Genomic DNA, 450 nt, shown 5'->3' with positions numbered 1-450 from the left:
CGCTCGCCGGAGGTCAGAGCCGCTTGCAGCAGAGGCGAAGCCTTGTCGTAGACCTTGGTGATCACAACTGGCTTGTGAACGCGCTGACCGGTTGGCTGACCGGATTGTGGGTCACGCGGGATGATCACGTCGTGGCTGAAAGCCTGAACCATAACCTGGTCTTCGTGGCCTTCCTGGTAGGTGTTGCCAACGGAGTCGGCGGTGAAGGCGCCGGCAGTGATCAGGCCTTGTTTCTCGCCGGTAACCGACATGTACGCTGGTGTTGCCATGGGGTGCTCTCCTTGCGGATAAATTTAGGGTGCCCGGGAGGCGGAATCGCCCGGTGGGTGCCTGGCTGTTATCAAGGAGCGTGCCAGGTTTGTTGAAGGTCCCGGAAGCCGGGGGTGGAACGGCTCTGGACTGCGGTTGGGACGAAGTTTTCTGCGCAATTGAGGTCGAAAGTGCGCAACT

General features: G+C 60.2%; 1 protein-coding gene. It reads right to left on the bottom strand.

Annotated features, from left to right (window positions below):
* The coding region (gene tssD / locus U862_RS0129055) for a type VI secretion system tube protein TssD (RefSeq protein WP_025113575.1) at nucleotides 1-269 on the bottom strand (269 nt) is incomplete at its 3' end.
* Between the last annotated feature and the right edge of the window lie 181 nt (nucleotides 270-450).

It is taken from the genome of Pseudomonas sp. H1h, from assembly GCF_000633255.1.
Classification (GTDB): Bacteria; Pseudomonadota; Gammaproteobacteria; order Pseudomonadales; family Pseudomonadaceae; genus Aquipseudomonas.
The sequence above is the reverse complement of the archived record's forward strand: the minus strand, read 5'-3'. Positions and strand labels throughout refer to the sequence as shown.